The organism is Vitreoscilla sp. C1 (assembly GCF_002951955.2).
Lineage (GTDB): Bacteria > Pseudomonadota > Gammaproteobacteria > Burkholderiales > Neisseriaceae > Vitreoscilla > Vitreoscilla stercoraria.
The window spans coordinates 1,441,006-1,462,491 of the sequence record NZ_CP019644.2; the positions used below are offsets into that span (position 1 = coordinate 1,441,006).

Here is a 21,486-nt window from a genome sequence, read left to right on the forward strand (position 1 = left end):
TTTTTTAACATTTCATATGAAAAAATCTGACATCGTTGTTTATATCGAACCTGATGCAGATGCAAAAGATATATTATGCTTATGTGTAAGTAACACAGGACAAAGCACTGCTAGAAATATCACTTTTGAATTCAATCAACCAGTGCCTCTAAAAGCCTTCGACAAAATAATAGATAATAAAAAAACAGTTAATCTTGATGTTTCTTTTTTAAGTAAAGGATTTTTCATTGAAGGTTTAACCCATCTAGCAGCAGGTAAAACCCGTAAAATTCATTTGGGTCACTTTCAAACTTTACATCATCATTTGGCAGAGAATCCTCTCTCCTGTAACGTCACCTACAAAAATAAAATACCTTTCCCAATTAGAGTATCCAATGAAACCGACCATTTCGAGTTTTCAATCCATGATTGGGCACATGACCCTCAAGGTGACAACTCTCATTTGAAACATTTGAAACAAATCAATGAGTCGCTTCAAAGTATCAGTGAATCACTAGAAATATTACAAGTGAAACTATAAATAGTTATTTTAAGCGTCCTGTAACCTTTTACAGGACGCTTAAAATTTCAAACACGCTCATCCACGTTATAATATCGCCATATATCCCCATCAGATTGAAACACCATGAACCAAACCTCCAAAGACCCATTGCACGGCAAAAAGCTTGCCGACATTTTGGACGAATTATTGGATTATTACGGCGGCTTTGATGGCTTGAGCCGTGAAGTCGACATTCGCTGTTTTTGTATTGACCCAAGCGTCAAATCATCTTTAAAATTTTTGCGCACCACGCCTTGGGCGCGTGAAAAAGTCGAGAGCTTGTATTTATATGTCTTGCGCCAAAAAGCCAAAGCCGCCAAACAAGCGGCTTTAGAATCAGAAAACGAATAAAACAAGCGTCCTGTAAAGTTTACAGGACGCTTGTTTATATCTATTTAAACAATCGTTTATGTGGGTTGCGCTTGTGATTGTTTGATGACTTTTGCATCAAAAACAAACGGACCGAATGGCAAAATAGACGCCACCAAACCCATTAAAAACGTGCTGACAGGCCATTTTTGCTGATGGCTCGCCACAAACAACACCACCAAATACAGCATGAACAACACACCATGCGCCATACCTGACATGGGAATCAAACTGGCATCGTTCAGCACATATTTCATCGGCATTGCCACAAACAACAATACCAAAAACGAAATTCCTTCCAAATAACCTACCACGCGCAAAATATTCAACATATTAATGTGTTTCCATCTCATTGTTTCATCATTCATGATTATAAACGAGCATCGTCCAAAACATGTGATTTAAAGCAAGGCTTATGATGATTGCAAGCGACACAAAACCATATTGGCTATCATCGGTTACAGAACGCTGGCATTGATATTAGGGATTTTAAAGCCGCCACATGCGCCAATTGTCCCAGCCCAAACGAAATTTGGTGGCATCTTTGACCATGGCAAAAACATGGTCTTGGTTGTTAAAATTACCTGTGTAACAAGCGGAGGTGAATTGGTGGCTGCTGTGTAATAACAAGTCTTCATTGGCATGCAGTTTGTCGTGCGCCACCGCCACCGCAAACAAAGAGCCGATGGCTTGTTTGCCTTTACATGATACATAAATAGGCGTGTCTTCTAAGGTCGCTTGTTCGTGCTCGGTTTTGATGAAATCTTCCAGCCCAACCACCGCAATTTTTTTATCCACTCCCCAATGCATAATACTGTCATCGCCTAAATAAATGCCAGAATGCCCTGCTTCACTTTGCGACCATTCACAATACAATAAACTGCCGATTTGAGCTTGTACTTTTTCACGAAAACCCCGAGCTGCCACGGCAACAGGCATTTGATTCATGAATTTCCCTTCTTTGTAGAATATTTTGCGGCATTATAAACATTTATACAAAAACCGACATGCTCTAAAAATGCTATATAAATTTATTTTATAAACTTACAGGACGCTTGCAAATAGGATTTTAAACTTAAGATTTATTACGGGTTAATTGTAAATAGACGCAGCCCACAAGCAAGCCCCATAAAATGGCATTGATGCCCAAAACACTCACACCTGACAAGGTGATTAAAAATGTGAGCAAAGCCGCATCTTGATGACCTGTGTCTTTGAATGAGTTTTGCAAACACATCATCAAAGTACCAAGCAATGCCAAACCTGCCAAAATTTGTGAGATATTTTGCGGCAATGCCAAAAACAAAGCCACCACCGTACTGGCCCACACCCCCGCAATCAAATAAAACACCCCTGCCCACATCGCCGCACGATAACGTTGTTTGGGATTGGCATCGACATTCTCATTCAAACACATTGCCGCTGAAATGGCTGCCAAATTGATCGAAAAACCACCCATAGGCGCAGCCACAACATTCATCAAGCCCGTTCCAAACAATACAGGTTTAACAGGCGTTTCATAACCATAACTTTTCATCATAGCGATGCCGGGCAAATTTTGTGACAACATGGTTAACACATACAAAGGCAAGCTCAAATTGATGATGGCCATCACATCCCATTGTGGTGTTATCCACACAGGTTGCGCCATCGACAACGTGATATTTTGCCCCACAAAAGCGTCCTGAAACAGCGCAAACACCACGCCAACCATGAGCAAAATCAACATGGTATAACGTGGCAAAAAATGTTTGGCGAGCAAATAGCTGACAAACATGCCTAAAAACACCACAGGCGTATCACCCAATGGCAAGAAGGCTTTTAAGCAAAACGGCAACAAAATAGCCCCCAACATCGCCGTACCTAAAAAAGGAGGAATGCTCGATAAAGCTCGGCTTAACGGTGTGATTAAACCCGTTAAAGCAATCAAAATACCTGTGAACATGCACACGCCAAGAACCACAGACAAATCATATTGTGCCGCACTCACAACCAACATTGCCGCTCCTGGTGTAGACCACGCGGTTAAAATAGGCTTTTTGTAATACCATGAAAAACCAATACAACTAACGCCCATCAAGATACCTAAAGTCAGCAACCAACTTTCAATTTGTACGGGTGTCGCCCCTGCGGCAGTGGCTGCTTGAATGACAATGATGATAGAACTGGTATAACCCACCAGAACGGTGCTAAATCCTGCTGCAATATGACTGACATTAAACCAGTGTTTCATGACATGGGCTTCCAAGCAATGTTAAAATGATTTTGTGCGTTATAGCGCACATTGCCATCATAATACTGTGCGCTATAACGCACAAGAGAAAGCCATGTCCAACGACAGTTTCAAAGCCCACATTGCCCAACATTTGAAATCCTTGCGTCAGCAACAAGGTTTAAGCCTCGATGCAACAGCAAAACAAACAGGCATTTCCAAAGCCATGTTAGGGCAAATTGAGCGTGAAGAATCCAGCCCGACCATTGCCACTTTGTGGAAAATTGCCAGCGGCTTGCATACCTCGTTTTCAGCTTTTTTTGCTGAAGCGGCCAAGCAATACGAACAAGAATGGGCGTTTCCTGACGATGAAAACATGAAAGTCAAAACCTTGTTTCCATTTCAGGCAGATACAGGTTTGGAGATGTTTGAAATCACACTGCATGATTTTCATCAACAAATGAGCTCACCACACAGCACAGGCGTGGTGGAATATGTGTATGTGTTACAAGGTCAGTTACAAGTCTTTTTTGAACAATCTTGGCATGTCTTACAAACAGGCGACAGTGTGCGTTTTTTTGCCGATCAAATACATGGTTATGAAGCTTTGAGCGACAAAACCGTGTTTCACAATACGATTTGTTATCTGCCAACACATTGATACCAACCAGCGGCCTGTAAAAGCCATGCTTCATTTTCAGGACGCTTAAAAAAAGAGCATACCCCCCTAAGGTACGCTCTTGAATCGGAATGCTTTTTTAATGCTTAGAATACGTGGCGCAAGCCTACACCTGCACTGTATGAATCACGGTCATCGCCGCTGACTTTGCCATTGGCATCTACTTTATAACCAACAGGTGCATTTTTCCAACCGAAAGAAGCCAAAGCCGTCGTGCGTTTAGACAAAGCATAATCGGCACCCACAATCACTTGGTCGTAACCTGAATTGCTCACTTTGCCGCCATTTTTGTGTTTTTCATCAAAACCGTGTGAGTAGCTGATGCGTGGCGTGATGCTGCCCATGTTATAGCTGAACAAACCCAATACTTCATGTGTCTCTACAGGATTGTGAATGCGCGCTTGTGGGTCTTGTGCAGTAGTAGCAAATGAATTTTTTGCCCACAAACCACGGAAGCCATCGGTGTATTGGTAAGCCAAAGATGCTACCACGCCATTAGCACGGTAAGCACCAATCACGCGTGCAATTTGACCATCGTCCAAATCACCATTGCCATCGATATTTTGTTGTTTGTATTGACCATAAGCGCCATGTACTTCAAAGCCTGAGTTCACATATTTGCCTGATACAATCGTGGCTTGGCGTACTGTAGAAGCAGCGGTTAAATTGCCTTCAGTGGCTGAGTCTGCCAATTGGTGTTGCACATTGAATTTGAAGCCACCGAAATCAGGAGAATCGTAACGCACGCCTTGCCAGCGTTTGTCAATGCGCACAAAAGCACCATTACCGCGTGGATTGTCAGCATTGAAACCTGTTTCCCATGGATCTAACAATAATTTGTGCTCGCCTGCTTCGTTCATCACATCGCTGATGTAACCTGCACGCACTGCACCGAAATCACCTTTCACACCCACAAATGTATCACGGTTGTTCCAACCCATAGATTGTTCAGCACCTGAAATCGGTGTGAATTGCTCTACTTGCCAAAACGCCTGCATGCCATTGCCCAAATCTTCAGTACCTTTAAAACCAATGCGCGATTTGTAGTCTTCCATTTGTGTCAAAGAACCACTGCCTTCGCCTTTGGTATAACCCACGCCACCTTTGATTTGACCATACAACACCACATCCGCCATCGCAGGTGCAGCCATCAATACCGCACTGGCGATCAATATTTTTTTCATCTTCTGTCTTCCTTATCATCATTATTTTTTTATCAGCTTGACTGACATTCAACGCAACCACTGCGAGCAATTTAATCAAATTTGATTGTTTTTAACAGTACTATGTGAATATAAATTGCTAGGAATCCAATTAGAATGTCAAGAAAAGTCAATTTTCTGTCACCATCATTTACTCATTCATAGAATAAACGCTTTGTTTTACTTCAATAATTATTCGAATCTACTGAAATCATTAGCACATTCTACGAAAAAGCTTTTGATATGCTTTAATGTTGCGATTTTATGACAAAAATTCAACAATATCTTTGATAAAATATCAATTTATTACAATATAAACATAACAGCTATAATCAAAGAAATCTTGCTACAACATAAAAGAATTTATTATCAAAATATGATTCATGAACAGCATGCCGCAGATGGCGTATCATAAACATCTTTTCATCACAGTGAAGCATCCACCATCATGAAACGCATTTCATTATCCAATCTCAAATCCGAACCTTACCAACACATGATTCAATTGGATGCGCAAGTGAATCAAATGGTACAGGACGCTGGCATTGATGAAGGTTTCCACCACCTCTTACGCTTACACGGCTCACGCCTTAATGGTTGCGCATTTTGTGTCAAATTGCATTTAGCCGATGCGTTAAAACACGGTGAAAACACAGAACGCATCACTTTAAGCGCAGTGTGGCGCGAAAGCCAATATTTTAGCCCTGCCGAAAAAGCCGCTTTGGCTTTAATAGAAGCCTTAACCCACATCGACCAAGCTCCTTTGCTTGAAAACAGCTATGCCCAAGCACAGGCTTTGTGGTCAGAAGAAGCACTGATTGCTTTGGAATGGATAGGCATCGTCATCAATGCATGGAACCGCATTGGCATTGCAGGACAATTGCAAGCCAAACCATGAATGAAATGACAAACAACTTAGGTTAAAATGAATAAGCGGCCTGTAAAATTTACAGGACGCTTATTCAAATCAAACAAAATACCGAACTTTCTCAGCCTGATATCTTCTCACCCAACTAATATCTGCTCACAAGGAGGTTGCACATGCCTGCTGATTCAAGATTCAAACTCGCTTCTTTACAAGCGTACCAAGACAAAATCTTAGCTACCGCTCGTCCTAGCATGCAAATGATTTTGAATCCGTCCTCCAAATTGTCATTGTGGCAAAGTAAAATTGGCGGCACTCATTATTATTTGCCTGTTAACACGCCCCATCCACAAAACACACACGGACAAGCCATGTTCATGTTGGCTCAAATCAATTGTGCCGAATTGCCACCACATGACAATTTGCCCAAAGAAGGTATTTTGCAGTTTTACATCGATGCTGACGACGATTTACTTGGTTTGGATTTTCACAATCGTTTGGCGCAAGTGGGCTTCAAAATTTTGTTTCACAGCCATATCACCACCGATACCACACAACTGCAAACCATCACCACTCCGCAATGGGAATACACCCCTATTGATCAAGAGTATGCCATTTCATTTCATCCTGAAACCCAATATATCAGTGTGGAAGATGCAGACTTTGGGCAAGCGATTTTAGACATCCCTCGCCATGACAGCCACGAAGATATTTCTGAGCATATACCCGAAGGCAATACCTTATTACAAGACTATGCCGAGGCTTTTCCCGCAATCGGTCATCGCTTAGGCGGCTATCCGTTTTTCACCCAATCGGATCCACGCGATGATGATGAAGCATTGGCCGATTATATATTGTTGCTGCAAATCGATAGCGAAGGCGACATCATGTGGGGCGACTCTGGTGTGTGCAATTTTTTTATCCATCCTGATGATTTGAAAAACCAAGATTTTTCTAAGGTTTTATACAATTGGGATTGTTATTAATACATCAATCACAATAAAAAAGCGTCCTGTAAAGTTTACAGGACGCTTGAAACATTCAAATCATCAATTCAAAGTTGGCATTGAAAATTGTGCCGCTTCACGAATTTCTGAGCTCGGCCAGCGTTGGGTAATGGTTTTGCGACGAGTAAAGAAACGCACGCCATCTGGACCATACATGAACAAATCACCAAACAACGAACGCTTCCAACCACCAAAGCTTTGATATGCCACAGGCACAGGCAATGGAATATTGATACCGACCATGCCCACTTGAATGTTGTCGGCAAAATAACGCGCCGCTTCACCATCACGGGTGTAAATACACGTACCGTTGCCGTATTCGTGGTCGTTAATCAATTGCATCGCTTCAGCCATCGTATTCACACGCAATACTTGCAACACAGGACCGAAAATTTCCGCTTGGTAGCTGCTCATGTCTTTTTGCACGCCATCAATCAAAGTAGGACCTACAAAGAAACCGTTTTCAAAGCCTTCAGGCGCGGCAGCCGAGCCATCTACCAACACTTTCGCGCCTTGAGCTTTGGCAGACTCGATGTGACCCAAGATTTTGCCTTTATGCTCTGCGGTAATCACCGGACCAAAATCATTGCCTTTGTCCGAATGCACACCAAACTTCAATTTCGCCATGGCTTCGGTCAAAGACGCAATCATTTTGTCGGCAATTTCGTCGCCCACAGCCACTGCAACTGACAAAGCCATGCAACGTTCGCCAGACGAACCGAAGGCCGCGCCAAGCAATGAATTAACCACATTGTCCAAATCCGCATCAGGCATCACAATGGCGTGGTTTTTCGCACCACCCAAAGCTTGGCAACGTTTGCCGTTGGCTGTGGCGGTTGTGTAAATGTATTCGGCAATCGGTGTTGAACCGACAAAACTCACCGCTTGAATGTCTTTGTGTTCCAAAATCGCATCCACAGCGTCTTTGCCACCGTTAACCACGTTCAACACGCCATCAGGCAAGCCCGCTTCTTTCATCAATTGCGCCAAATACAAAGTTGAGCTTGGATCGCGTTCAGATGGTTTCAAGATGAAAGTGTTGCCACAAACAATGGCCATTGGGAACATCCACAACGGTACCATCACAGGGAAGTTGAATGGCGTAATGCCCGCTACCACGCCCAATGGATGAAATTCGCTCCAAGAATCAATGTCAGGACCGACATTGCGCGTATGTTCGCCTTTTAATAATTCAGGCGCGCCGCAAGCATATTCCACGTTTTCAATGCCGCGTTGCAACTCACCCGCAGCGTCATGAACGATTTTGCCATGTTCTTCACCAATCAAACGACAAATGGTATCGGCATTTTTTTCAAGCAATTCTTTGAATTTGAACATCACACGCGCACGTTTGATCGGTGGTGTGTTGCGCCACTGAGGAAATGCTGCTTTGGCAGCCGCCACCGCTTCTTCGATGGTTTTGGCACCACCCAAAGAAACTTGTTTGCTCACTTCGCCCGTAGAGGGGTTGTACACCACTTGGGTATTGCTTTCATCCACCACCACTTCACCGTTGATGAAATGTCCGACTGTTTGCAAAGTATCTGTTTGCATAATGACCTCTATCCTTGATTGCTATTTCAACGTGCTGCTTGGTTAATCTTAATGGCTTAATACAGTCGCCCAAAGTGAGCGATACAATTGCAACATTTCTTCTGGATTTGGAACACGCGGGTTGTTGTTAGGCGAGCCTGAAGCAAACGCTTGTTCACACATGGTTGAGACCAATTGTTCAAAATCTTCTTGTTTGGCACCAAATTCTGCCAAAGTCGGTACTTTCAGTTCTTGATTCAAGGCTTTTAAAAACTGTACCAATTTTTCATTGGCACTGTCTACAGCATCGTCCTGTAAAGCCACACCCAAAGCTTTAGCACAATCGGCATATCGCTCGGCTGCCGCAGGAATCGAAAACTCAGTGACCGCAGGCAACAACATCGCATTAGACAAACCGTGTGGCACATGGAAAAACGCGCCAATCGGACGGCTCATGCCATGTACTAACGCCACGGATGAATTACAAAATGCAATGCCTGCCAAAGTCGAACCCAACATCATCGCTTCACGCACTTTTTCGTTTTTGCCATCATGGTAAGCGGTCTGTAAATTCGGTCCAATCAAACGCAAAGCCGCCAAAGCTTGTTGGTCGCTGTAAGGATTGCGCTTTTGGCTGACATACGCTTCAATGGCGTGTGTCATCGCGTCAATGCCCGTATCGGCTGTCGTTCTGGCTGGCACGCTCATGGTCAAACGGTAATCGATGATGGCCGCCACCGGCATAAAAGCAATGCCCACACACAACAATTTTTCATTCGCCGCTTCATCGGTGATGATGGTAAATTTGGTGACTTCTGAACCTGTGCCTGCGGTGGTCGGAATGGCGATGATGGGCAAACCTTCTTCGGTCACTTGGCGCGGAAATTTGTAATCGCGAATCACACCACCGAATTTGCCCAATATGCCAATGGCTTTGGCAGAATCAATCGGACTGCCGCCACCCAATGCAATGATACTATCATAATCACCGTTTTGAACTCGTGCAACACCTGCTTCAATCGATTCGTCTGTCGGTTCTGGCACCGTGTCATCAAACACATCGGCTTTGATGCCAACTGCCGCCAAAATGGTTTGGATTTGCTCCACATAACCCAAAGTCACCATCATTTTATCGGTAATAATCAATGGTTTTTTCACATTCAAACTGTTCAGGACGCTTGGTAATTTCTGACAAGCATCGCCACCGACTTCCATAATACGAGGTAATAAAATACTGTGAGACATGGTTATTGACTTTCTCTATTGATTGTATCTATTCAGGCCGCCGAAACGGCCTATTGATGACTTGCTTAAAACGATCCGAACATGGTGCCCAAAGCAATCACCACTGCCAAAGCCGCAATCGGCACCGCCACTGCCACCACAAAAATGTCTTTGTAAGAATCACGGTGGGTTAAGCCACAAATGGCCAACAAAGAAATCACCGCGCCATTGTGTGGCAAGGCATCCAAACCGCCCGAAGAAATCGACGCCACACGGTGCATCAATTCAGGGTTGATGCCAAATTGTTGTGCCAATTGCGTATAGGTTTCACCCATCGTATTCAAGGCAATCGACATACCACCTGATGCCGAACCTGTGATACCTGCCATCACATTGATAAAGATAGCTTCTGAAATCAATGGATTACCTGGTGACAAGCCTAACAAAAATTCTTTGATAATCACAAAACCTGCCAAAATCGCAATCACCGAACCGTAACCCACTTCTGAAGCGGTATTGAAAATCGGCAACAGCGAACCCAACGCACCTTTGCTCAAAGACTCTTTCACATCTTTAAAACGCTTCACATTCAATGCCACAATCGCCGCACAAGACACCACCAAAGCCACCACAATTGCCCAAGTACCTATCACTTTAGAAGCTGGTACGTTGCCAAATTTCTCTGTCGCCAAATAACTGGTGTCCATCGCTGGAAATACCCATTTGCTGAATGCAAAGTTCAGAGCAATCACCAAAATAATCGGCAACAGCGCATTCATGATAGACGGGTCGTTGCTATGATCCATGACTTCGATGTTTTCTTTGTGATTGCCATAACCTTCACCCGCTACGACTGCTTTTTTGGCTTGGCGATTCATCCACCACATGCCGCCAACCAACATAATAAGGCCACCAATGGTACCCAAAACAGGTGCGGCAAACGAATCGGTTTTGAAAAATGGCATAGGAATGGCATTTTGAATCGCAGGCGTACCCGGTAAAGCCGTCATTGTAAAGGTCAACGCACCCAAAGCAATGGCACCAGGAATCAAGCGTTTTGGAATGTTCAATTCACGGAACAATGCCGCTGCAATCGGATACACCGCAAAACCCACCACAAACAACGACACCCCGCCGTAAGTCAAAATCGCACACGCCAATACAATCGACAAAATGGCTTGTTTGGTACCCAATTTGGAAATCAAGAAAGCGGCAATACTGCGTGCAGAGCCTGAGTCATCCATCAACTTGCCAAATACCGCTCCCAATAAGAACAATGGGAAGAAATTGACAACGTAACCGCCCAAGCCTTTCATGAAAATTTGCGTGTAAATGGCGAGCATTTGTGCCGATTCACCACTGAACACCACCGCCAACATCGCCAAAAATGGCGCCAACAAAATCACACTGTGACCTCGATAAGCCAAATACATCAATAAGCCCAGCGAAATCAAAATACCCAACAAGCTGATCATTTGATTCTCCTTGTGTGTAACTGCATTTGTAGATTGAAGTGAATTAATTATTTTTATAAAGTGATACAATACGTATCGTTTTTGAAAGCTAACAAACTTATTTACGTAAATCAAGAATTATTCGTTCTGCATTGCAACATGACAAGGACGTAACAAAACTGCACACTGAGCTAACAAGCGGCTCAAAGCCCATTGAACGAAATTATCTTTAATATCATCATGAAAGCAGATTTTCATGCAACAAGAAAAAAAGAAAGGCTCTAGCGTAGAGCGAGTCTTACAATTGGTAGAAACGGTTGCCAAATCTGAGCGCCCAATCAGCCCAAGCGATTTGGCAGATATTTTAGACATTCCCAAGCCCAGTATTCATCGTTTGGTTCAACAATTACAGCAAACGGGTTTTTTACAATTGGATTTACAAGGCAAGGTGATTTGTGGGCAACGTACCCACCAATTGGCGTTTAATTTGTGGCAAACAAGCCATTATAAAATGGAGCGCCAAGCGGTTTTACAACAATTGGCGAGCGTGATTGGTGAGACGGTAGGTGTGGCGGTGTTACACGAATTGGAAGTCGTTTACATCGACAGGGTTTTGTCCAATTGGCCGTTACAAATTTATTTGCCTGAGGGTACACATGTGCCGATTTGGGCCAGCGCCAGCGGTAAATTGCTCTTAGCACAGCGTCCTGAAAACCAATTTCGCCGCATTGTGGAACAATTACCACTGCATGCTTTGACCAAAAACACTCAAACCGATCCTGCGCAATTGTTCCAAACCTTACAACAAGCCAAAGCATTGCAATTGGGATTGGACAATGAAGAATTCATTCCGGGGATGGTCGCTTGTGCCGTGCCGATTCCCAATGGAGACAAAGAGCCTTTTGCGGCGGTCTTTACACATGGTCCGACTTTGCGCAAATCCTTGGAGCAATTGCAAAGTTTTATACCACACATGCGCCAAGCAGCCACCGAATTGGCCGCCATTTTTGACCAACAAGCGTCCTGTAAGCATTAAAAACATCAAAAAAAGCGTCCTGTAATCTTACAGGACGCTGGTTTTATACATTAAAAAGGCTTAACCATGAAAGCTTGGTAACCAACCCAATTGGGTGAAAATTTGTGCCAAAATATTGATGATGCCAAAAGCCAAAACAAACCAAATCAAAACGCTGCCACCTTTCAGCAAATAGCTGTTATTTGCCGATGTTTTCGGAAAACGGCGACGACTGGCAAACACGAGCAAAGCGGGAATCACTGCCGTCCAAATCGCAGCACCCAAACCCACATAACCAATCACTGTAACAAAGCCTGTTGGAAACAAGATACAAGCGATATAAGGTGGCACAAACGTCACCGCAGCCGATTTCAAGCGGCCTGTAGCCGAATTGCCAAACTTGAATAAATCAGCCATGTAATCAAACAAACCCAACGACACGCCTAAAAATGAGCTGACAATGGCCATAAAAGCAAACGCATTCAAAGTTTCATTCAAACCATCGGTCGACACATACGCTGACAAAGCTTGCAATAACACCGCCACATCGCCCCCTGCGGCAATCACGGGTGCAAATTCATGACGAGGCAAAACGCCTTGCACTGCAGTTTGCCACAATGCATAAATGGCAAACGCAATCAAACTGCCACCAATAATGCTAATACGGACTTTTTGAGTATCGTTTTGATAATAAGCCATCAAGCTTGGCACATTCATGTGAAAACCGAATGATGCCAAACACACAGGCAAAGCCACCCACACATAAGGCATGTATTCACTGCCGACCGCTTGCGGCAATTGATTGAGTAATACTGCGATGTCTAAATGACTGTAATGACCCACTAAATTTCTGCTCAGGTATTATTCCATCTAGGAGATACTAAAATGAGTAGCCAAATGAGTGATGAAAACAAACGTTGGAGTGCCAAACGCAAGAGTGCATTGGTATTGGAAATCATCCAAGGTAAGACCACGGTAGCCGAAGCTTCTCGGCAATTTGATTTAACGCCATCTGAATTGGAAAGCTGGGTTGATCAAGCTAAAGAAGGTATGGAAAACGCTTTGCGAGCCAAACCTCGTGATGTGCGTCAGCAATACGAAAAGCAAATTCACCAATTACAGGCCGCTTATGGTGAAGCGATGTTGGAGCTGCGTGCGCGAAAAAAGTTGGAGGAATGGTTGGAGCGGGACGAGAACTGATTTGGCGTTTGCATGAACAGTTTGCATCTGATGGTGTTCACGTCAGCATCAGCCGCTTGTGTGCTTGGTTTGGTGTGGCTCGTCGTTCAGTGTATTACCGACCACATCGCAAACAGCCAGTGGTAAAAGAATGCTATTCAGAACCGATTAAACAATTGATTGAAGAACAACCATCATTTGGTTACAGGACGGTTGCTGCTTTGCTGAGTATGAATAAAAACACTGTCCAACGTGTGTTTCAGCTCAAAGGTTGGCAAGTACGTAAACGCTCAGTCGGTCGCAGACCTCGGATTCAAGCGGTGCCATCCAAAGCACAGGAGCCAAATCAACGTTGGTCTACAGATTTGTGTCGGGTTTGGGGTGGTAAAGATGGTTGGCTCAGTCTGGCTTTGGTAATGGATTGCCATACCCGTGAATTATTGGGCTGGCAACTTTCCAAAACTGGTAAAGCCAGTACGGCTGTGAGTGCATTGGAACACGCTTTGATCAGCCGCTTTCGCTGTTTGGGCAAGGTGCCTGAACGTTTCTTATTGCGTTCAGACAATGGTTTGGTGTTTACCAGTCGCAAATATACTGCGTTGGTGAGCAGTTATGGTTTGCAGCAAGAATTCATCACACCGCATTGCCCACAGCAAAACGGCATGGTGGAAAGATTGATTCGCACCATTAAAGAGCAATGCGTTCATCGCTACCGCTTTGAGAGTTTGCAACATGCCAATCGTGTATTGAGCGATTGGATACAGTTTTACAATGAACGAAGACCTCATCAGGCATTGGGTATGAAAACTCCTACTGAAGTCTATCGATTAAGCTTGTGACTTGTGCAGAAAGTGCTAGGTCATTACATGACTTAACAAGCCTGTCACGGTGCTTAAAAAAGTCAATGCCATGCCCACGATCAAGACGGTTGACAATCGGTCGACTGCTTTGGTTGACCACCACACGCACAAAGCAAATACCAACATAAAAAGAGTCGATGCCATCACGCTGCTGTCGGTGATGCCCGCCTGAGCCAACCACGTTTGTAACACGCTGCCGCCCACAAAAATATACGCATACAACAAAATATAGACGACAAACACAAAGGCAAAGCCATTGAACAGATTCCAAGCAGGTCCGAGTAAATCTTTGACCAAGGTATTGAAACTGGCACCTGCAGGATAATGTTGGTTCACTTCCATAATCATCAAGCCCGATACACACATACAATACCAAGTATAAAGCATAACGAGCATCGCACCGGTATACCAAATACCTGCCGTGGCGGTAGGATTGGCAAACATGCCAGCACCGATGGCAGTGCCTGCAACAATCATCATGCCACCCATTAAAGATGGCGATTTTACTGCTGAATTCTGAGACATTCTTATGACAACTAGCTATAAAAGCAAAATATTTTAGCATATAGCATCATATTCATTCACAGTTTCATCTGATGTTTTACAGGTCGATTGATGCAACAAATGAATACTTTCCATCAAAAACAAATAACCAATCAACACAAACGAACACATTCGTTTTTAAATATAACTGCTATATCTAAAATCATTTTCATATACGCAATAATATTGCGATTGAATTTAAAATGTAAATCTGACTCACCCATCTTTTTAATATTAAAAAATCGACATTTAAGTCACTAAAAACGACACAAATGCTCTAAGCTTCAAAACAATAAAATATCAACCATGAGACTTGAGCATACAAAAACACCGTTACAAGCGTCCTGTAACGGTGTTTTATTGGGCTGAATGCAATGCTGATTAGTCTTCTTTTTGACTCAATTGTGGCAAAGCCGAACCTTGACCCAAAGACAACAAACCTGTATCTGAGTAAATCGCCAATTTCGCGCGAGTGTCCACAATGTCCAAATTGCGCAAAGTCAATTGACCAATACGATCGGTTGGGCTGAACATAGAGTCGCCTTTTTCCATCGTCAAACGCTCTGCTTGGTAAGTCAAATTAGGCGATTCGGTATTCAAAATCGAATAATCGTTACCACGACGCAATTCCAATGTCACTTCGCCAGTAATGGCTTTGGCAACCCAACGTTGTGCGGTTTCACGCAACATCAAAGCTTGTGAATCGAACCAGCGACCTTGGTACAACAAACGACCCAAACGCAAACCATTGATGCGGTATTGTTCGATGGTGTCTTCGTTGTGAATACCAGTCACTAAGCGTTCGTAAGCGATGTGCAACAATGCCATCCCTGGTGCTTCGTAAATGCCACGAGATTTCGCTTCGATGATGCGGTTTTCGATTTGGTCAGACATACCCAAACCATGACGGCCACCGATGCGGTTCGCTTCCAAGAACAATTCCACCACGTCAGTGAAGGTTTGACCGTTCAAAGCCACTGGCACGCCTTCTTCAAAGCGCACAGTCACAGTTTCCGCTTTCACTTCCACATCGTCACGCCAGAACGCCACACCCATAATCGGTTCAACGATTTTGATGCCAGAATTCAAGTGTTCCAAATCTTTGGCTTCATGGGTTGCACCCAACATGTTGGAATCGGTTGAGTAGGCTTTTTCTTTTGACATTTTGTAGTCAAAGCCATTGTCGATCAAAAACTGAGACATCTCAGCACGACCGCCCAATTCATCAATAAACGTTTCATCCAACCAAGGTTTGTAAATTTTCAACGCAGGATTGGTCAACAAACCGTAGCGGTAAAAACGCTCAATGTCATTGCCTTTGTAAGTAGAGCCGTCGCCCCAAATATTGACATTGTCTTCTTTCATCGCCGACACAAGCATGGTACCTGTTACCGCACGACCCAAAGGCGTGGTGTTAAAATAAGTCACGCCACCGGTTGAAATGTGGAACGCGCCACATTGAATCGCGGCAATGCCTTCGTGCGCCAATTGCAAACGGCAATCGATCAAACGGGCTTTAATCGCACCGTAAGCTTCGGCTTTCTTAGGAATTGCATTGTAGTCATCCTCATCAGGTTGACCCAAATTGGCGGTGTAAGCATAAGGCTCCGCACCTTTTTGTTTCATCCACAACAAAGCTGCTGAAGTGTCCAAACCACCAGAAAAGGCAATACCTACTTTTTCACCTACTGGCACATTTTGCAAAATGGTTGCATTGGTAGATTGTGTCATCTGTCACTGTCCATCAAATTCAAAAATTGTGCTTGCCCACATGGACAAGCACACAAAAACACTATTATTGTCCGATTTGTTAAAAGCGTCCAGCATTTACAGGACGCTTTTGGCAAATCAATGGAAACTGCGATAACGATTGAAGTATTTTTCCAAACGCTCTTGCCCCAAACCGAGTATCAAACAAATCACCCAATAAATCACTGCTGCCTCAGCATACACCAATAAAAACTCATACGTTCGCGCAGCAACCGATTGCGCCACACGGAACAATTCGGTCACCAACACCAATGAAGCCAAAGAAGTGTCTTTGACCAAACTGATAAATGTATTGGACAAAGGCGGCACCGATACTGGCATCGCTTGTGGCAAGACAATGTAACGCAACACTTGAAAATACGTCATGCCACTGGAAAATCCCGCTTCCCACTGACCTTTGTGTACCGATTCAATTGCCGCACGAATGATTTCAGACGCATATGCACCGACATTCAACGCAAACGCAATGATGGCAGTGGGAAAAGGCTCAAGCGTGACGCCTACCGCAGGCAAACCATAAAAAATGATAAAAATCTGCACCAACATCGGTGTGCCACGAATGATGGACACATACACACGTGCCAAAGCATACAAGACTTTGACCAATACGTTGCCACGCGGCATCACCCGCACCACCGCCACCGCCACCGCAATCACCAAGCCAATGACAAACGAAGCCAAAGCCAATGGAATGGTGAACTGTACAGTGGCAACCAACATCGGCCAAAACGAGCTGATGACAATTTCAGCCCGCTCAGGCGTCATGAACGGCAGACTTGCCAATAAATTATTTAACGCTGACATCTTTACCGAAGTATTTCTCAGAAATTTGTTTGAACGTACCGTCTTGATGCATACTCTCTAAAGCTTTGTCAATTTCAGCAATCGCCGCTTCATTGCCTTTATTGAACACAAACGCCATCGTTTCAACATCATCGGCACGCAAAGCAATCTTCAAACCAGAATCGCCTTGTTGTTTCAAAAAGTCCAACACCGCCAATTCGTCGTTCAAAGTGATGTCCACACGTTTTTGTTTGATCAATTCAATCGCTTGCGCCAAGCCTTCTACGCCTGTGATTTCAGCACCGTATTTTTCAGCCATTTTGCCGTAGTTGCTGGTCAAAGATTGTGCGGTTTTTTTGCCTTTGATGCTGTCAAAAGACGTCACAGACGCATCATCCGCACGCGTTACCACAACGGCACGAGAATAAGTGTAAGGCGCAGAGAAATCGTATTTGCCTTTGCGCTCATCGTTAACACCAACTTGGTTGGCTACCAAATCAAAGCGACCGCTGTTCAAACCTGCAAACATCGCATCCCATTGGGTTTCTTTGTATTCCACTTTCACGCCCAAACGCTTGCCTACTTCGTTCATGACATCCACATCGTAACCAGTCAATTGACCTGATGCATCACGGAAAGAAAAAGGTGCGTAAGTACCTTCAGTACCCACAGTCACTGTGCCTTTAGCGGCAATGCGTGCAGCCAAGCTGTTGGCATCGTTTGCAGCAGGTGCAGACGTTTGTACCGCAGGTGCAGAAGCCGCAGGAGCGGCACTATTGCCTTGACCACCACACGCACTTAATACCAAAGAAGTGAGCACTGCCAAAGGCAAAAATTTTGTCATTTTGTTCATTGTTTTTGTCTCTTTTATCATTTTTTACTGCAAAAAATAACGCACAAATTGCGTTCTTGTGCGTCATCGTAATCTAAGACCCCTACAATAAGAAAGTCTTTTTTGCTATATGTTACAACCATTCGGTCATAAGCTCAATCTGAGTGCTTATAGCCCTAAATGTTCAGCATGGAATGTCAAATGTGTTTCCACAAAGCTGGCAATGAAATAATAACTGTGGTCATAATCTTGGCGCAGATTGAATTGAATCGGACAGCCTGCCACTTTTGCCGCAGTAACCAATTTTTCAGGCTGCAATTGCGTTGGATAAAACTCATCTGCCGTACCTTGATCAATCAAAATAGGCAAGCGGTGGCTGGCATGGTTAATACAATGACACGCATCGTATTGCGCCCAAGCCGCTTGGTTGTCGCCCAAATAAGCATTCAATGCTTTTTGACCCCACGGAATGTCCATTGGGTTGACAATCGGAGCAAACGCACTGACACTTTTATAACGCTCGCTGTTGCGCAGCGCAATCACCAACGCACCATGTCCGCCCATCGAATGTCCCATTAACGAACGCTCTTGCGTGACATCAAAATTCGCTTCAATCAAATCGGGCAATTCTTGAACAATATAATCGTACATTTGAAAATGTTTCGCCCAAGGCGCTTCGGTGGCATTGACATAAAAGCCCGCACCTTGTCCCAAATCATAAGCAGCATCGTTAGCAACGTCTTCTCCGCGCGGGCTGGTGTCTGGCATCACCAACACAAGCCCCAATTGCGCTGCATATTGTTGCGCACCTGCTTTGATGGTGAAATTTTCATCCGTACAGGTTAAGCCTGCCAAACAATACACCGTCGGCACTTTATAGCCTTGCGTGACCCGAAATGGAATGTAAATGGAAAACGTCATGTCACATTGATTCGTTTGTGAATAATGGCGGTAACGTTGTTGCCAACCGTTGAACATTTTTTGGCTGCTGAGCAATTGCAAAGACATGGGCTTTCCTTTGTATGGGATGATGAATGAAACAAGCATAACAAAATCAAGCGCCCTGTAAAGCTTACAGGACGCTCAATCAACATTAAAATTGATTGAATAAATGGATGATGACAACCATCTGCTTTTTTAGATGGACACAAACATACTTATATCATGCTGTCTCTATTTTTTTTCAAAGACAAGCAATCTGTGTCTGTCCATTGAAAAAGCGCCCTGTCAATGTTTACAGGACGCTTGAATGAAACGGTTTAAAAACGTTTAGTAATGAATCACCGAACGAATCGATTTGCCTTCATGCATCAAATCAAACGCTTCGTTGATGTCGTCCAATGGCATGGTATGGGTAATAAAATCGCTCAAGGCAAATTCGCCATTCATGTATTGGGAAATGATGCCCGGCAATTCCGAACGACCTTTCACGCCGCCGAACGCAGAACCGCGCCACACACGACCGGTCACCAATTGGAATGGACGCGTGGCAATTTCAGCGCCCGCAGGTGCCACGCCAATAATAATCGACTCACCCCAACCTTTGTGACAGCATTCCAACGCCGCACGCATCACTTCCACGTTGCCAATGCATTCAAACGAGAAATCCACACCGCCATCGGTCATGTCGACAATCACTTGTTGAATCGGTGCGTCAAAATCTTTTGGGTTGATGACATCTGTTGCGCCCAATTTTTGTGCCATCGCAAATTTCGATGGGTTGGTGTCGATGCCAATGATGCGTTTGGCACCGTTCATGCGCGCACCAATGATCGCCGCCAAACCAATGCCGCCCAAACCAAAAATCGCCACAGTATCACCACGTTTGACTTTGGCAGTGTTCATCACCGCGCCCATGCCTGTGGTCACGCCACAACCCAATAAACACACTTCTTTCAAGTCGGCTTCAGGTTGGATTTTCGCCAATGATACTTCTGCAACCACCGTGTATTCCGAGAATGTTGAACAGCCCATGTAATGGTAAATGGGCTGACCGTCTTTGAAAAAGCGTGTGGTGCCGTCTGGCATCAAGCCTTTGCCTTGGGTGGCGCGCACAGACGAACACAAATTGGTTTTGCCCGAAGTACAAAATTTACACTCGCCACATTCCGCCGTGTACAAAGGAATCACATGGTCGCCCACAGACACGCTCGTCACGCCCTCGCCCACCGCTTCCACAATGCCCGCGCCTTCGTGACCCAAAACGCATGGAAACACGCCTTCAGAATCTTGACCTGACAAAGTATAAGCATCGGTATGGCACACGCCTGTGGCGACAATGCGCACCAATACTTCGCCTTTTTGTGGCGGCATCAAATCCAACTCTTCAATTTTCAATGGATCGTTCGGCGCCCAAGCAACGGCTGCACGTGTCTTAATCATTTGCATTGTGTCTTCCTTTTTAAATGATGAAGTGAATATTTTTATCAAGAAACCATCTTAACAGAAGCCTTCATCCACCTCATCTGTTGTTTACTTCAAACATTGACGAGCTTCAACAGCCATCACTGACGCAAGCTGTCCATGCGTTTCAATCCACCGCATGCCCATCTTATCCAAAAACAATGGCATCATTTTGATTGTATTCGCCATATTAAGCGTAAAATTCGCCACGCTTGATTTGAATCAATACTCGATTTTTCCAATTATTTTATTATCATTGCATACTAAAAGAGCAGAAAATAGCTTTTCTATCTCGTGATATACACACTATCTCAAATAGTGATGATTTTCTTTTTTCAAGCCATGAATCAATATTGAAAACAACTGAATGGCTTGTCAGATTGGCATCTTTGATGAAGATGACAATCGAAACCTTCTTGATGTGTGTGTTTGGGGTGTGATGAGAATTCACACCTTTTTTTTGCCTTTTCACCACAAAGCGGCCTGTAAACAAAAAAAAAGCCATTGCATTGGCAATGGCTAGGGTTAAAACAACTTTTTTAAACCGCTGCGTCGTCACGTTCACCCGTACGAATACGAATGGCTTGTTCAATCGCAGACACAAAAATTTTGCCATCACCAATTTTGCCTGAATGTGCAGCTTGAATGATGGTTTCTACTGCTTGTTCTGCCAATTGGTCTGGCAATACCAATTCCAATTTGATTTTTGGTAAAAAATCAACCGCATATTCAGCGCCACGGTAAATTTCAGTGTGGCCTTTTTGGCGACCAAAACCTTTGACTTCTGTCACGGTCATGCCTGTGATACCCACTTCAGTCAAGGCTTCGCGTACTTCGTCCAATTTGAATGGTTTGATAATCGCTTCAATCTTTTTCATACTAACAACTCCCAAGGTTTTTCGGCTTCTACTTAGCGTCACTTTAAACCAAAGCGGCTTTATTTGCCAAGCCTTGTGTATGCCGAATCAATTAGCCCAATACACCGTCACGATGCAATATATATTCAGGTAATTTT

23 protein-coding genes are annotated in these 21,486 nt (G+C 44.1%); 8 read left to right on the forward strand and 15 right to left on the reverse strand.

Going from position 1 to position 21,486, the window contains the following annotated elements; genetic code table 11:
- Nucleotides 1-16 precede the first annotated feature (16 nt).
- Entirely contained in the window at nt 17-520 is a 504-nt protein-coding gene (locus ADP71_RS07070) for a hypothetical protein (protein ID WP_158667180.1), read from the forward strand.
- A 105-nt stretch (nt 521-625) separates the two neighbouring features.
- Entirely contained in the window at nt 626-892 is a 267-nt protein-coding gene (locus ADP71_RS07075; protein ID WP_104931877.1) for a VF530 family DNA-binding protein, read from the forward strand.
- A gap of 56 nt (nt 893-948) precedes the next feature.
- Here ADP71_RS07075 and ADP71_RS07080 read toward each other — a convergent pair whose 3' ends face one another.
- The 3 genes from ADP71_RS07080 to ADP71_RS07090 form a co-directional block, all read right to left on the reverse strand.
- Nucleotides 949-1,242: a DUF3817 domain-containing protein gene (locus tag ADP71_RS07080; RefSeq protein WP_019957673.1), complete on the reverse strand. Its 294-nt coding sequence runs from the start codon at nt 1,240-1,242 to the stop codon at nt 949-951.
- A gap of 157 nt (nt 1,243-1,399) precedes the next feature.
- Entirely contained in the window at nt 1,400-1,858 is a 459-nt protein-coding gene (locus ADP71_RS07085; protein WP_019957672.1) for a hypothetical protein, read from the reverse strand.
- A 127-nt stretch (nt 1,859-1,985) separates the two neighbouring features.
- A complete protein-coding gene (locus ADP71_RS07090; RefSeq protein WP_019957671.1) occupies nt 1,986-3,143 on the reverse strand; it encodes a benzoate/H(+) symporter BenE family transporter in 1,158 nt (385 codons plus the stop codon).
- A 94-nt stretch (nt 3,144-3,237) separates the two neighbouring features.
- Here ADP71_RS07090 and ADP71_RS07095 point away from each other — a divergent pair, with 94 nt between their 5' ends.
- Nucleotides 3,238-3,783, forward strand: coding sequence for a helix-turn-helix domain-containing protein (locus ADP71_RS07095; protein ID WP_019957670.1), 546 nt, complete (start codon nt 3,238-3,240; stop codon nt 3,781-3,783).
- 104 nt (nt 3,784-3,887) lie between these two features.
- On the opposite strand, the gene ADP71_RS07100 is transcribed toward ADP71_RS07095, so the two are convergent.
- Nucleotides 3,888-4,985, reverse strand: a complete 1,098-nt coding sequence (locus ADP71_RS07100; protein WP_019957669.1) for a porin — start codon at nt 4,983-4,985, stop codon at nt 3,888-3,890.
- A gap of 466 nt (nt 4,986-5,451) precedes the next feature.
- Here ADP71_RS07100 and ADP71_RS07105 point away from each other — a divergent pair, with 466 nt between their 5' ends.
- A complete protein-coding gene (locus tag ADP71_RS07105; protein WP_104931883.1) occupies nt 5,452-5,901 on the forward strand; it encodes a carboxymuconolactone decarboxylase family protein in 450 nt (149 codons plus the stop codon).
- A 143-nt stretch (nt 5,902-6,044) separates the two neighbouring features.
- A complete protein-coding gene (locus ADP71_RS07110; RefSeq protein WP_104931884.1) occupies nt 6,045-6,854 on the forward strand; it encodes a YwqG family protein in 810 nt (269 codons plus the stop codon).
- Nucleotides 6,855-6,917: 63 nt separating this feature from the next.
- Here ADP71_RS07110 and ADP71_RS07115 read toward each other — a convergent pair whose 3' ends face one another.
- The 3 genes from ADP71_RS07115 to ADP71_RS07125 all read right to left on the reverse strand — a co-directional run bounded on the left by ADP71_RS07115 (nt 6,918) and on the right by ADP71_RS07125 (nt 11,107).
- Nucleotides 6,918-8,414 carry a CoA-acylating methylmalonate-semialdehyde dehydrogenase gene (locus ADP71_RS07115; protein ID WP_026353437.1) on the reverse strand — a complete coding sequence of 499 codons (1,497 nt, stop codon included), beginning with the start codon at nt 8,412-8,414 and terminating at the stop codon, nt 6,918-6,920.
- A gap of 63 nt (nt 8,415-8,477) precedes the next feature.
- On the reverse strand, nt 8,478-9,653 hold the full coding sequence (locus tag ADP71_RS07120; protein ID WP_171461037.1) for an iron-containing alcohol dehydrogenase: 1,176 nt from the start codon (nt 9,651-9,653) through the stop codon (nt 8,478-8,480).
- Between the two features lie 65 nt (nt 9,654-9,718).
- Entirely contained in the window at nt 9,719-11,107 is a 1,389-nt protein-coding gene (locus ADP71_RS07125; RefSeq protein WP_019957664.1) for a GntP family permease, read from the reverse strand.
- A gap of 235 nt (nt 11,108-11,342) precedes the next feature.
- Here ADP71_RS07125 and ADP71_RS07130 point away from each other — a divergent pair, with 235 nt between their 5' ends.
- Nucleotides 11,343-12,122 (forward strand): IclR family transcriptional regulator, encoded by a 780-nt coding sequence (locus ADP71_RS07130; RefSeq protein ID WP_019957663.1) that lies wholly within the window; start codon nt 11,343-11,345, stop codon nt 12,120-12,122.
- A 60-nt stretch (nt 12,123-12,182) separates the two neighbouring features.
- On the opposite strand, the gene ADP71_RS07135 is transcribed toward ADP71_RS07130, so the two are convergent.
- The gene (locus ADP71_RS07135) at nt 12,183-12,944 is read right to left on the reverse strand and encodes an aromatic amino acid transport family protein (RefSeq protein WP_237342998.1); all 762 of its coding nucleotides are present in this window, start codon (nt 12,942-12,944) and stop codon (nt 12,183-12,185) included.
- Between the two features lie 42 nt (nt 12,945-12,986).
- Here ADP71_RS07135 and ADP71_RS07140 point away from each other — a divergent pair, with 42 nt between their 5' ends.
- Together ADP71_RS07140 and ADP71_RS07145 are read left to right on the forward strand one after the other, a co-directional pair.
- The gene (locus tag ADP71_RS07140; protein WP_104931416.1) at nt 12,987-13,301 is read left to right on the forward strand and encodes a transposase; all 315 of its coding nucleotides are present in this window, start codon (nt 12,987-12,989) and stop codon (nt 13,299-13,301) included.
- Nucleotides 13,277-14,119, forward strand: coding sequence for an IS3 family transposase (locus tag ADP71_RS07145; RefSeq protein ID WP_104931415.1), 843 nt, complete (start codon nt 13,277-13,279; stop codon nt 14,117-14,119). The genes ADP71_RS07140 and ADP71_RS07145 overlap by 25 nt, the downstream gene beginning before the upstream one ends.
- 15 nt (nt 14,120-14,134) lie before the next feature.
- Here ADP71_RS07145 and ADP71_RS07150 read toward each other — a convergent pair whose 3' ends face one another.
- The 7 genes from ADP71_RS07150 to ADP71_RS07180 form a co-directional block, all read right to left on the reverse strand.
- Nucleotides 14,135-14,665, reverse strand: coding sequence for an aromatic amino acid transport family protein (locus ADP71_RS07150; protein ID WP_237342999.1), 531 nt, complete (start codon nt 14,663-14,665; stop codon nt 14,135-14,137).
- 399 nt (nt 14,666-15,064) lie between these two features.
- Complete coding sequence (gene argG / locus ADP71_RS07155) at nt 15,065-16,414, reverse strand: argininosuccinate synthase (protein ID WP_019957660.1); 1,350 nt, start codon at nt 16,412-16,414, stop codon at nt 15,065-15,067.
- 117 nt (nt 16,415-16,531) lie between these two features.
- Nucleotides 16,532-17,218 (reverse strand): amino acid ABC transporter permease, encoded by a 687-nt coding sequence (locus tag ADP71_RS07160; RefSeq protein ID WP_216604057.1) that lies wholly within the window; start codon nt 17,216-17,218, stop codon nt 16,532-16,534.
- A gap of 22 nt (nt 17,219-17,240) precedes the next feature.
- Complete coding sequence (locus tag ADP71_RS07165) at nt 17,241-18,080, reverse strand: amino acid ABC transporter substrate-binding protein (RefSeq protein WP_171461212.1); 840 nt, start codon at nt 18,078-18,080, stop codon at nt 17,241-17,243.
- A gap of 156 nt (nt 18,081-18,236) precedes the next feature.
- Nucleotides 18,237-19,070: an S-formylglutathione hydrolase gene (gene fghA, locus ADP71_RS07170; RefSeq protein ID WP_169708863.1), complete on the reverse strand. Its 834-nt coding sequence runs from the start codon at nt 19,068-19,070 to the stop codon at nt 18,237-18,239.
- Nucleotides 19,071-19,337: 267 nt separating this feature from the next.
- Nucleotides 19,338-20,456: an S-(hydroxymethyl)glutathione dehydrogenase/class III alcohol dehydrogenase gene (locus ADP71_RS07175; RefSeq protein WP_019957656.1), complete on the reverse strand. Its 1,119-nt coding sequence runs from the start codon at nt 20,454-20,456 to the stop codon at nt 19,338-19,340.
- Nucleotides 20,457-21,010: 554 nt separating this feature from the next.
- Nucleotides 21,011-21,349, reverse strand: a complete 339-nt coding sequence (locus ADP71_RS07180; protein WP_019957653.1) for a P-II family nitrogen regulator — start codon at nt 21,347-21,349, stop codon at nt 21,011-21,013.
- Between the last annotated feature and the right edge of the window lie 137 nt (nt 21,350-21,486).

Bases quoted from the DNA above. Each gene is read 5' to 3' on its own strand.
- ADP71_RS07070 (WP_158667180.1), top strand. From the start codon at position 17: ATGAAAAAATCTGACATCGTTGTTTATATCGAACCTGATGCAGATGCA.
- ADP71_RS07075 (WP_104931877.1), top strand. From the start codon at position 626: ATGAACCAAACCTCCAAAGACCCATTGCACGGCAAAAAGCTTGCCGAC.
- ADP71_RS07080 (WP_019957673.1), bottom strand. From the start codon at position 1,242: ATGTTGAATATTTTGCGCGTGGTAGGTTATTTGGAAGGAATTTCGTTT.
- ADP71_RS07085 (WP_019957672.1), bottom strand. From the start codon at position 1,858: ATGAATCAAATGCCTGTTGCCGTGGCAGCTCGGGGTTTTCGTGAAAAA.
- ADP71_RS07090 (WP_019957671.1), bottom strand. From the start codon at position 3,143: ATGAAACACTGGTTTAATGTCAGTCATATTGCAGCAGGATTTAGCACC.
- ADP71_RS07095 (WP_019957670.1), top strand. From the start codon at position 3,238: ATGTCCAACGACAGTTTCAAAGCCCACATTGCCCAACATTTGAAATCC.
- ADP71_RS07100 (WP_019957669.1), bottom strand. From the start codon at position 4,985: ATGAAAAAAATATTGATCGCCAGTGCGGTATTGATGGCTGCACCTGCG.
- ADP71_RS07105 (WP_104931883.1), top strand. From the start codon at position 5,452: ATGAAACGCATTTCATTATCCAATCTCAAATCCGAACCTTACCAACAC.
- ADP71_RS07110 (WP_104931884.1), top strand. From the start codon at position 6,045: ATGCCTGCTGATTCAAGATTCAAACTCGCTTCTTTACAAGCGTACCAA.
- ADP71_RS07120 (WP_171461037.1), bottom strand. From the start codon at position 9,653: ATGTCTCACAGTATTTTATTACCTCGTATTATGGAAGTCGGTGGCGAT.
- ADP71_RS07125 (WP_019957664.1), bottom strand. From the start codon at position 11,107: ATGATCAGCTTGTTGGGTATTTTGATTTCGCTGGGCTTATTGATGTAT.
- ADP71_RS07130 (WP_019957663.1), top strand. From the start codon at position 11,343: ATGCAACAAGAAAAAAAGAAAGGCTCTAGCGTAGAGCGAGTCTTACAA.
- ADP71_RS07140 (WP_104931416.1), top strand. From the start codon at position 12,987: ATGAGTAGCCAAATGAGTGATGAAAACAAACGTTGGAGTGCCAAACGC.
- ADP71_RS07145 (WP_104931415.1), top strand. From the start codon at position 13,277: ATGGTTGGAGCGGGACGAGAACTGATTTGGCGTTTGCATGAACAGTTT.
- ADP71_RS07150 (WP_237342999.1), bottom strand. From the start codon at position 14,665: ATGTCTCAGAATTCAGCAGTAAAATCGCCATCTTTAATGGGTGGCATG.
- argG (WP_019957660.1), bottom strand. From the start codon at position 16,414: ATGACACAATCTACCAATGCAACCATTTTGCAAAATGTGCCAGTAGGT.
- ADP71_RS07160 (WP_216604057.1), bottom strand. From the start codon at position 17,218: ATGACGCCTGAGCGGGCTGAAATTGTCATCAGCTCGTTTTGGCCGATG.
- ADP71_RS07165 (WP_171461212.1), bottom strand. From the start codon at position 18,080: ATGACAAAATTTTTGCCTTTGGCAGTGCTCACTTCTTTGGTATTAAGT.
- ADP71_RS07175 (WP_019957656.1), bottom strand. From the start codon at position 20,456: ATGCAAATGATTAAGACACGTGCAGCCGTTGCTTGGGCGCCGAACGAT.
- ADP71_RS07180 (WP_019957653.1), bottom strand. From the start codon at position 21,349: ATGAAAAAGATTGAAGCGATTATCAAACCATTCAAATTGGACGAAGTA.